The sequence below is a fragment of the Neobacillus drentensis genome, from assembly GCF_036966985.1.
GTDB classification, from domain to species: Bacteria; Bacillota; Bacilli; order Bacillales; family Cytobacillaceae; genus Neobacillus; species Neobacillus drentensis_E.
On sequence record NZ_JBALSN010000062.1, the window covers coordinates 13,743 to 14,235 of the forward strand.

Sequence of the window (493 nt, forward strand, 5' to 3'; positions counted from 1 at the left end):
TCAACAGGGTGCCAAATTATAAGATTAGCTTTAACATAGCCAAAAAATAAAAGGGTCTGTGTTTTAACAGACCCTTTTTGAATATGCAAAAAAGCCCGTCAACCAAGGGACATAGTAATCCCTTGGTGACAGGCTCCTCCAGATACAATAGATANNTTATATTAACATTCAATCCCACTTTTTCATTGTACTAATTACTTTTTCCTTAAGAACCATAATAAAGGTGGTTTCTCCTTTATTCACTTTTTGCTTATTCCATTCATTAAAGCTGGCAACCGTAATTAAGATTAGTCCAGCAATTAATAAATAGAACCACCACGGCATATTTCCCCAGTACGGTCTTGTTTGCAGGAATACGTTTAATAATAATACGCCAGCTCCTACAAAGAAATATGATTTAATTTGTAAGAACATTCCTGCCAGCAGCGACAACAAGGAAAGCGTCCCGACAATGATTGCATCATAAATTGTGTTGCTCGCCAAGCCATCCTGA

Annotated in this window: 1 protein-coding gene; it reads right to left on the reverse strand. The window is 36.9% G+C overall.

Annotated elements, in window-relative coordinates:
* Positions 1 to 168 precede the first annotated feature (168 nt).
* Positions 169 to 493: SCO7613 C-terminal domain-containing membrane protein (locus V7659_RS04445; protein ID WP_335538367.1), on the reverse strand; the 325-nt coding region annotated here is incomplete at its 5' end.